At 72.8% G+C, this 8,812-nt stretch carries 9 protein-coding genes and 1 pseudogene; 6 read left to right on the top strand and 4 right to left on the bottom strand.

Annotated elements, in window-relative coordinates; all coding sequences use genetic code 11:
* Window positions 1–224 (bottom strand): annotated as a pseudogene (locus FNH04_RS48155) (hypothetical protein); the annotation flags it as partial.
* A gap of 298 nt (window positions 225–522) precedes the next feature.
* Here FNH04_RS48155 and paaA point away from each other — a divergent pair.
* From paaA to FNH04_RS35545, 6 genes are all read left to right on the top strand, one after another.
* The gene (gene paaA, locus FNH04_RS35570) at window positions 523–1,533 is read left to right on the top strand and encodes a 1,2-phenylacetyl-CoA epoxidase subunit PaaA (protein WP_152789978.1); all 1,011 of its coding nucleotides are present in this window, start codon (window positions 523–525) and stop codon (window positions 1,531–1,533) included.
* Window positions 1,530–1,817, top strand: coding sequence for a 1,2-phenylacetyl-CoA epoxidase subunit PaaB (gene paaB / locus FNH04_RS35565; RefSeq protein WP_152789977.1), 288 nt, complete (start codon window positions 1,530–1,532; stop codon window positions 1,815–1,817). Before paaA ends, paaB begins: the two co-directional genes overlap by 4 nt.
* Window positions 1,814–2,530, top strand: a complete 717-nt coding sequence (gene paaC / locus FNH04_RS35560) for a 1,2-phenylacetyl-CoA epoxidase subunit PaaC (RefSeq protein ID WP_322724779.1) — start codon at window positions 1,814–1,816, stop codon at window positions 2,528–2,530. Before paaB ends, paaC begins: the two co-directional genes overlap by 4 nt.
* Window positions 2,524–3,063 carry a 1,2-phenylacetyl-CoA epoxidase subunit PaaD gene (gene paaD / locus FNH04_RS35555; protein WP_152789976.1) on the top strand — a complete coding sequence of 180 codons (540 nt, stop codon included), beginning with the start codon at window positions 2,524–2,526 and terminating at the stop codon, window positions 3,061–3,063. The genes paaC and paaD overlap by 7 nt, the downstream gene beginning before the upstream one ends.
* The gene (locus FNH04_RS35550; RefSeq protein ID WP_152789975.1) at window positions 3,063–4,127 is read left to right on the top strand and encodes a 2Fe-2S iron-sulfur cluster-binding protein; all 1,065 of its coding nucleotides are present in this window, start codon (window positions 3,063–3,065) and stop codon (window positions 4,125–4,127) included. The genes paaD and FNH04_RS35550 overlap by 1 nt, the downstream gene beginning before the upstream one ends.
* A 211-nt stretch (window positions 4,128–4,338) precedes the next feature.
* Window positions 4,339–5,475: an acyl-CoA dehydrogenase family protein gene (locus tag FNH04_RS35545; RefSeq protein ID WP_322724778.1), complete on the top strand. Its 1,137-nt coding sequence runs from the start codon at window positions 4,339–4,341 to the stop codon at window positions 5,473–5,475.
* 65 nt (window positions 5,476–5,540) lie between these two features.
* Here FNH04_RS35545 and FNH04_RS35540 read toward each other — a convergent pair whose 3' ends face one another.
* From FNH04_RS35540 to FNH04_RS35530, 3 genes are all read right to left on the bottom strand, one after another.
* Window positions 5,541–5,870 (bottom strand): rhodanese-like domain-containing protein, encoded by a 330-nt coding sequence (locus FNH04_RS35540; protein ID WP_322724781.1) that lies wholly within the window; start codon window positions 5,868–5,870, stop codon window positions 5,541–5,543.
* Between the two features lie 128 nt (window positions 5,871–5,998).
* Window positions 5,999–6,820: a J domain-containing protein gene (locus tag FNH04_RS35535; protein WP_152789979.1), complete on the bottom strand. Its 822-nt coding sequence runs from the start codon at window positions 6,818–6,820 to the stop codon at window positions 5,999–6,001.
* A 321-nt stretch (window positions 6,821–7,141) separates the two neighbouring features.
* Window positions 7,142–8,569 carry a DUF2252 domain-containing protein gene (locus FNH04_RS35530; RefSeq protein WP_152789973.1) on the bottom strand — a complete coding sequence of 476 codons (1,428 nt, stop codon included), beginning with the start codon at window positions 8,567–8,569 and terminating at the stop codon, window positions 7,142–7,144.
* Between the last annotated feature and the right edge of the window lie 243 nt (window positions 8,570–8,812).

Here is an 8,812-nt window from a genome sequence, read left to right as displayed (position 1 = left end):
GTGCTGGGGTCGGGGCCGGTGCCGTCCGTGGGCGGGAGGACTTCGGGCGCCGGTGCATCCCGCGCGGGGCTGCCGGAAGGCGAGTCGTCCTGACGGTCGAAGCCGGAGTGCCTGGTGGGGCCGGACCGACCGCCGAAGCCGGACCGACCGCCGGTGTCCTGGGCGAAGCCGTCGCGCTCCGTCGGCCCGTGGGGGGCGTTCGAGCCCTCGTCGTACGCGTCCATTCCGCCCCGATTCCCGATGTCCGGTCCGCTTCCCGGTGTCCCGTCGCGTTCCCCCGCCTGGCCGCGGGCGCCCTCGGTCGCCCGGGCCGGGGACGCCGTACCGCGGTGTTCGCACCGGAACGGTACTCACGCCCGCCCGCCCGGCGCAGCCACACCGGGCACAGCGGTCGCATCAGCACCCCGGTCGTACCGGCGGCCACGAGTTATCCACAGCGGTTGACACCATACGGCGCCCCGACTCACCATTGAATCGAGCGGACCGAACGATCGGTCGGGAGCGAGAGGTCAAGGGGGACCGATGGCGACAGCAGCGCAGCGGGCGGCCCGGACGCGGGCGGACGGCCCGGCCGACGAGACCGGGTTCGCGGCGGCGTACGAGACGGCGTTCGACGCCGCCGTGGCGGCCGACGAACGCATCGAGCCGCGCGACTGGATGCCCGAGGCCTACCGCGCCACGCTCGTCCGGCAGATAGCGCAGCACGCCCACTCCGAGATCATCGGCATGCAGCCGGAGGCCAACTGGATCACGCGCGCCCCCTCCCTGCGGCGCAAGGCGATCCTCATGGCCAAGGTCCAGGACGAGGCGGGCCACGGGCTGTACCTGTACAGCGCGGCGGAGACCCTCGGCACCAGCCGCGACGAACTGCTCGACAAGCTGCACAGCGGCCGCCAGAAGTACTCGTCGATCTTCAACTACCCCACGCTGACCTGGGCGGACGTCGGCGCCATCGGCTGGCTCGTGGACGGCGCCGCGATCACCAACCAGGTGCCGCTGTGCCGCTGTTCCTACGGGCCGTACGCGCGCGCGATGGTCCGCATCTGCAAGGAGGAGTCCTTCCACCAGCGCCAGGGGTACGAGCTTCTGCTGGCCCTCAGCCGCGGCACCCCCGAGCAGCACGCGATGGCGCAGGACGCGGTGGACCGCTGGTGGTGGCCCTCCCTGATGATGTTCGGCCCGCCCGACGACGAGTCGCAGCACTCGGCGCAGTCGATGGAGTGGAAGATCAAGCGCCACTCGAACGACGAGCTGCGTCAGCGCTTCGTGGACATCTGCGTCCCCCAGGCGGAGTCCCTGGGGCTCACGCTCCCCGACCCGGAGCTGGTGTGGAACGAGGAGCGGGGCCACCACGACTTCGGCGAGATCGACTGGACGGAGTTCCGGGAGGTCCTCAAGGGCAACGGCCCGTGCAACGAACAGCGGATCACCCAGCGCAGGCGCGCCCACGAGGAGGGTGCCTGGGTACGGGACGCGGCCGCGGCGTACGCCCGGAAGCACACGGCCGAGGAACACGGGAAGGCAGCGGCATGACCACCAACGACTGGCCCCTCTGGGAGGTCTTCGTCCGCTCGCGGCGCGGGCTCTCGCACACCCACGCCGGCAGCCTGCACGCCCCGGACGCCGAGCTGGCCCTGCGCAACGCGCGCGATCTGTACACCCGGCGCGGCGAGGGCGTCTCCCTCTGGGTCGTCCCCTCCTCGGCCATCACGGCCTCCTCTCCGGACGAGAAGGACCCCTTCTTCGAACCGGCCGCCGACAAGCCGTACCGCCACCCGACGTTCTACGAGATCCCGGAGGGGGTGCAGCACCTGTGACGGTCACCGTGGACGCCGCGGCCCTGGCCCTCGGCGACGACGCCCTGGTGCTCTCGCACCGTCTGGGGGAGTGGGCGGGCCATGCCCCCGTCCTGGAGGAGGAGGTCGCCCTCGCCAACATCGCGCTGGACCTGCTGGGCCAGGCCAGGGTGCTGCTGTCGATGGCCGGGGACGAGGACGAGCTGGCGTATCTGCGCGAGGAGCGGGCCTTCCGCAACCTCCAGCTGGTCGAGCAGCCGAACGGCGACTTCGCCCACACGATCGCCCGCCAGCTGTACTTCTCCACGTACCAGCGGCTGCTGTACGCACACCTCGCCTCCGGAGACGGCCGGTTCGCCGGTCTGGCCGCCAAGGCCGTCAAGGAGGTCGCCTACCACCAGGACCACGCCGAGCAGTGGACGCTCCGTCTCGGCGACGGCACGGACATCAGCCACGAACGGATGCGGACGGCGTGCCGGGCGCTGTGGCGCTACACCGGCGAGATGTTCGAGCCGGTGGAGGGCCTGGACGTCGACTGGGAGGGGCTGCGGTCCGCCTGGCTGGAGTCCGTGTCCGCCGTTCTGCTCCGGGCGACGCTGGACGTCCCCGAAGGGCCGCCGTCCGGGGCGTGGAGCGCGGGCGCCGGACGCCAGGGGGTGCACACCGAGCCCTTCGGGCTGATGCTCGCCGAGATGCAGCATCTGCACCGCAGTCACCCGGGGGCGTCATGGTGACGGTCACCCCCCTCGAGGCTGAACTCCTCGCGGTCGCCGGCGCGGTGCCCGACCCCGAGCTGCCGGTGCTCACCCTGCGGGAGCTGGGCGTCCTGCGCGCGGTGCATGTGCGCGGCACGGACGCGGTCGAGGTCGAGCTGACCCCGACGTACACCGGCTGCCCGGCCGTCGAGGCGATGTCGGTGGACATCGAGCGGGTGCTGCGCGAGCACGGCGTGCGCGAGGTCACGGTGCGCACGGTGCTCACGCCCGCCTGGTCGACGGACGACATCACGGACGAAGGGCGGCGCAAGCTCCAGGAGTTCGGCATAGCGCCTCCGCGCACGACCCGGGCCCCTGGTCCGGTCCCGCTGAGCCTCGGCCCGACCCGCACGGCAGCGCCGGGCACCTCCCCTGACCTGGACGCCGTGCGGTGCCCGCACTGCGGGTCCGCCGAGACCGAACTGCTGAGCCGTTTCTCGTCCACCGCGTGCAAGGCGCTGCGCCGGTGCCTGGACTGCCGCGAACCGTTCGACCACTTCAAGGAGCTGTGATGGCCCGCTTCCACACGCTCCCGGTGGCGGCGGTCGACCGGCTGACCGACGACTCCGTGGCCCTCACCTTCGCCGTGCCGCCCGAGCTCCGCGCGGAGTACCGGCACGCGCCCGGCCAGCACCTCGCCCTGCGCCGCACGGCCGACGGCACGGAGATCCGCCGTACGTACTCGATCTGCTCCGAGGCCCCGGCGCCCGGCTCCGACGGCCCCGCGACCCTGCGCGTCGGTGTCCGGTTGGTGGAGAACGGCACGTTCTCGACGTACGCGCTCAAGGAGATCGACGTCGGCGACGAGCTGGAGGTGATGACGCCGGCGGGCCGCTTCACGCTGGAGCCCGCGCCCGGGCTGTACGCGGCGGTCGTCGGCGGCAGCGGTATCACCCCGGTGCTGTCGATCGTGACGACGCTGCTGTCGCGGGAGCCGGAGGCGCGGTTCTGTCTGGTACGCAGTGACCGGACCTCGGCCTCGACGATGTTCCTGGAGGAGGTCGCCGATCTCAAGGACCGCTTCCCGGAGCGGTTCCAGCTGGTGACGGTGCTCTCCCGGGAGGAGCAGCAGGCGGGGCTGCCGTCCGGTCGGCTCGACGAGGAGCGGCTGACGGGGCTGCTTCCCGTCCTGCTCCCGTTCGACCGGGTGGCCGGGTGGTTCCTGTGCGGCCCCTTCGGTCTGGTGCAGGGCGCCGAGCGGGCACTGCGCGGGCTCGGAGTGCCGCGGGGCCGGATCCACGAGGAGATCTTCCACGTGGACGCCGGGGTGACCCCGGCCGCCGTCGCCGGCGCCCCCGCGCACAGCTCGGTGACCGCCCGGCTCGATGGCCGGGGCGGGACCTGGCCGGTGCGGGACGGCGAGTCGCTGCTGGACACCGTGCTGCGCAACCGCCCCGACGCGCCCTACGCCTGCAAGGGCGGGGTGTGCGGGACCTGCCGGGCGTTCCTGGTGTCGGGCGAGGTCCGGATGGACCGCAACTTCGCACTGGAACCGGAGGAGACCGAGGCCGGATACGTGCTGGCGTGCCAGTCGCATCCGCTGACGGAGACGGTGGAGGTGGATTTCGACCGCTGAAGCCGCACATCATCCCCGGCTCCCGCCGCTCCGGCTCCGAGCTTCCGCTCCCAGCTCCCCAGCTCCCCAGCTCCCCGGTTCCCCGGCTCCGAGCTTCTGCTCTCTGCTCCCGGCTCCTGGCTTCCCGTGGGTGACGGACCGTTCCCTTCTCCTAGAACCTGTTCTATCTTGACGCCCCGTCAGATCTACTGACCCGTCGGAAGGACAGGCCGTGGACTTCACCTTCACCGAGGAGCAGCAGGCGGCGGTCGAGGCGGCGAAGGCGGTGTTCGCCGGGGTCCTGCCGGACGGGGTGCCCAGCCCCGCGCTCACCCCGGGTGCCGTGGCCGACGACTTCGACCGGGCGCTGTGGGCGAGGCTCGCCGACGCGGACCTGCTGAGCCTGCTGCTGGACCCGGAGTACGGAGGCGCGGGTCTCGACGCCATCGCGCTGTGCCTGGTGCTGCGGGAGTCGGCGAGAGTGCTGGCCAGGGTGCCGTTGCTGGAGAGCACGGCGGCCGCGGTGGCCGTACAGGCGTACGGGACCGAGGAGTTGAAGGCGGGACTGCTGGCGCGGGTAGGCCGGGGCGAGACCGTGCTGACCGTCGCCCCACACGGAAGGACCGGGCACGACCCGGCCGAACTCGCCGTGACCGCGCGGCAGGACGACGACGGCTGGGTACTGGACGGTGTGCAGACGGCGGTGCCCTGGGCACACAACGCCGACTTCGTCCTCGTCCCCGCGCACACCCCGGCGACCGACCGCACCCTCCTCGCGCTCGTGCCCCGCCCGCACGAGGGTGCCGTACTCGCCGAGCAGGTCTCGACGAGTGGTGAGCGACTCGGCGAGCTGCGTCTGGAGTCCGCACGGATCCCCACGGGAAACATCCTCGAAGCCGAGGGGGCGTGGGAGTGGCTGCATGCGCTGCTGGCCACCGGGACATGCGCGCTGGCGCTCGGCCTGGGCGAGGGCGCGCTCCGTCTGACCAGCGCGTACACCGGCGAACGGGAACAGTTCGGCTTCCCGATCGCCACGTTCCAGGCCGTCGCCGTACAGGCGGCGGACCGTTACATCGACCTGCGCGCGATGGAGGCGACGCTGTGGCAGGCGGCGTGGCGGGTCGCCTCGGGAGCGGGGGGCGCACTGCCCGTGGCCGGGGACGTGGCCGTGGCCAAGATCTGGGCGTCGGAGGGCGTACGGCGGGTCGTGCAGACGGCACAGCATCTGCACGGCGGCTTCGGCGCCGACACCGACTATCCGCTGCACCGGTACCACGCCTGGGCCAAGCAGTTGGAGCTGTCCCTCGGCCCCGCGGCGGCGCACGAGGAGACACTGGGCGACCTGCTGGCCACGCACCCCCTCGGGTGACATCCGCCCGCCGCACCCGACTCCCCGGCTACGGGCTCCCGGCTCCCGGCTCCCGGCTCCCGGGACTACAGCACGAAGCCCGGCTGTCCCTTGTCGTCCACGACCGGGCGTCCGCAGGCCGCCCAGACCTGCATACCGCCGTCGACGTTCACGGCGTCGATGCCCTGCTGGGCGAGGTACATCGTGACCTGGGCCGAACGCCCGCCGCTGCGGCAGATCACATGGACCCGCCCGTCCTGCGGCGCGGCCTCGGTGAACTCGCCGTACCGGGCCACGAACTCACTGATGGGAATGTGCAGCGCCCCAGCGGCGTGACCCGCCTGCCACTCGTCGTCCTCCCGGACGTCCAGCAGAAAGTCACCGTCCGCGAGATCCCCGACCTCGACCGTGGGCACACCAGCTCCGAAATGCATGGCTACGACGCTACCCGACCGGAGAGGGCGCGGCGCGGACCAGCGAGCCCGACAGGGTGGCCCGGCAAGGTGGCCCGGCCGGGAGGCAACCGGCGTCACCAGGCGTGTCGCTAGGCGAGCAGCCGGGCCAGCTCCTCCTCGCGTTCGGCGACCTGGGCGAGGAGCTGTTCGGCGATCTCCTCGAGAAGGCGGTCGGGGTCCTCCGGCGCCAGGCGCAGCATCGCACCGATCGCGCCCTCCTCCAGCTCCCGGGCGACCAGGGCGAGCAGTTCCTTGCGCTGGGCGAGCCACTCGAGGCGGGCGTAGAGCTCCTCACTGCGGCTGGGCTTCCGCTCCTCGGGAACCGGTCCCGCGTCCCACTCCTCGGACAGCTCGCGCAGCAGAGCCTCGTTGCCCTGGGCATAGGCCGCGTTGACCCGGGCGATGAACTCGTCGCGCCGCTCGCGCTCGCTCCCGTCCTGCGCGAGGTCGGGGTGCGCCTTGCGGACGAGCTCGCGGTAGAGCTTGCGGGCCTCCTCGCTCGGGCGCACGCGCTCGGGGGGTCGTACCGGCTGGTCCGTGAGCATCGCCGCGGCCTCCGGGAACAGACCCTCCGAGTCCATCCAGCCGTGGAACAGCTCCTCGACCTCCGGCATCGGCATGACCCGTGCCCGGGCCTCCTGGGCCACGCGTATGTCCTCCGGGTCCCCGGTGCGCGCGGCCCGCGCCTCGGCGATCTGTGCCTCCAGTTCGTCGAGCCGTGCGTACATCGGGCCGAGCTTCTGGTGGTGCAGCCGCGAGAAGTTCTCCACCTCGACCCGGAAGGTCTCCACGGCGATCTCGAACTCGATCAGCGCCTGCTCGGCCGCCCGCACGGCCCGCTCCAGCCGCTCCTCGGGCCGCGCCTCCTGGCTCCCCCCGGAGTGACCGGCCTCGCTCGCCTGGTCCGACAGGCTCGGCTCCGACCGGCTCGGCGGGGTCGGCTGAGCCGCCTGGTCCGGCGGGGGCGACTGGTTCGCCCCTTCTCCGGCTGCGGCCTTGCCCTCATCCGAGCCGTCCCCACCCGAGCCGTCCCCACCCCGCCCGGCGGCGGGGGACGGCGCCTCGAACCCGTCGGCGGCCGTGGCAGCCGCCACCTGTGGCCCTTCGCTGTCGGGCACGGGCTGGGACTGGGCGGATTCCGGGGTGGTCACCCGCCCAGCGTAGGCCACGGGCCGCAGGAGTCTCCGACTCCGCCCGGCCGCCGTCTCACACCCCGAACTCACACCCCGAACTCACACCCCGAACTCCGCCGCGATCCGCCCCTCCCTGATCGCCGCCACCAGCTCGGCGTGGTCCGCCTCCGTCCGGTCCGCGTACACGACGGCGAAGGACGCGATCGCCTCGTCCAGTTCATCGCTCTTGCCGCAGTAGCCGGAGATGAGGCGCGGATCGGCGGTGTGGGTGTGGGCGCGGGCCAGGAGGGCGCCGGTCATACGGGCGTAGTCGTCTATCTGGTCGGCGGCGAGGGCGGCCGGGTCCACACTGCCCTTGCGGTTGCGGAACTGCCGTACCTGGAAGGGAAGCCCGTCGACCGAGGTCCAGCCGAGCAGGATGTCGCTGACCACCTGCATCCGCTTCTGCCCGAGGACCACACGGCGGCCTTCGTGAGGCACCTCCGGGGCGTCGAATCCGGCCGTCGCCAGATGCGGGAGCAGCGCCGAGGGGCGGGCCTCCTTCACCTGGAGAACCAGCGGCTCGCCACGGTGGTCCAGCAGCAGGACGACGTACGAGCGGGTGCCCACGCTGCCCGTGCCGACCACGCGGAAGGCCACGTCGTGCACCGCGTGGCGGGCCAGGAGCGGCAGCCGGTCCTCGGACAGCGTCGTCAGATACTCCTCGAGGGAGGCCGCCACCGCAGCGGCCTCCGCGTCCGGGACGCGGCGCAGCACCGGCGGCGCGTCCACGAAGCGCCGGCTGCCGTCCTCCAGCACCTCCGTCGACTTGGCCGCGAACCGCCCGCTCGTGTTCGCCCGCGCCTTCTCCGCGACCCGCTCCAGCGTGCCGAGCAGGTCGTGGGCGTCCGTGTGGGAGACCAGTTCCTCGTCCGCGATGGCGTTCCACGCGTCCAGCACCGGCAGCCTGGCGAGCAGACGCATCGTGCGCCGGTAGGCGCCGACCGCGTCGTGTGCCGCCTTGCGGCACCTGTCCGCGTCGGCGCCCGCCTCCCGGCCGGCCAGTACCAGCGAGGTGGCGAGCCGCTTGAGGTCCCACTCCCAGGGGCCGTACACGGTCTCGTCGAAGTCGTTCAGGTCGATGACCAGGTCGCCGCGCGCGTCCGCGTACAGGCCGAAGTTCGCCGCGTGCGCGTCACCGCAGATCTGCGCCCCGATGCCGGTGACGGGCGTGCGCGCGAGGTCGTACGCCATGAGCCCGGCCGAGCCGCGCAGGAACGCGAAGGGCGTCGCGGCCATCCGGCCGACCCGTATCGGGGTGAGCTCGGGGAGGCGGCCGCGGTTGGACTCCGTGACGGCGGCCGGCGCGTCCGGCCGACCGGCGTCGAGCGTGAGCTCCGCGTGCGCGCCGCGCTTCACCCGCGCGCGCAGCGACTTCCCCTCCTCCTTGGGCGAGCCCTCCACGGGCCACCGCCCGAACCCGCGCACCCAGGGCACCCGCGCACCCACACCGACCTGCGCCTCCAGCGCCGTACCATCCCCGGTCATCGCGACCGCCTCCCCCGCGCACTCACATCAAGTCGGGATGACCGTACAGCTCCCTCACCACAACGCGTCAGCCCCTGTGGACAACTCCGATCAGCCCCCTGGTGCCGCCGCTGTGACCTGAACCGGACCGCACGGTCCGGCTCCAGTCGTCGCACAGCGGCAGGGCCCTGACCGTGAGCTTTGTCACGGTCAGGGCCCTGCCCATCCCCCGCCCCGGCCGTGCGATGCCTCACACCTCGAACA

Origin of the sequence: Streptomyces phyllanthi, from assembly GCF_009377205.1 — a bacterium.
GTDB classification, from domain to species: domain Bacteria; phylum Actinomycetota; class Actinomycetes; order Streptomycetales; family Streptomycetaceae; genus Streptomyces; species Streptomyces phyllanthi.
This window is presented reverse-complemented; position numbering and strand designations above follow the sequence as displayed.

Coding starts and splice junctions, on each gene's coding strand:
- FNH04_RS35550 (WP_152789975.1), top strand. CDS start 3,063: ATGGCCCGCTTCCACACGCTCCCGGTGGCGGCGGTCGACCGGCTGACC.
- FNH04_RS35530 (WP_152789973.1), bottom strand. CDS start 8,569: ATGACCGGGGATGGTACGGCGCTGGAGGCGCAGGTCGGTGTGGGTGCG.
- paaA (WP_152789978.1), top strand. CDS start 523: ATGGCGACAGCAGCGCAGCGGGCGGCCCGGACGCGGGCGGACGGCCCG.
- paaB (WP_152789977.1), top strand. CDS start 1,530: ATGACCACCAACGACTGGCCCCTCTGGGAGGTCTTCGTCCGCTCGCGG.
- paaD (WP_152789976.1), top strand. CDS start 2,524: ATGGTGACGGTCACCCCCCTCGAGGCTGAACTCCTCGCGGTCGCCGGC.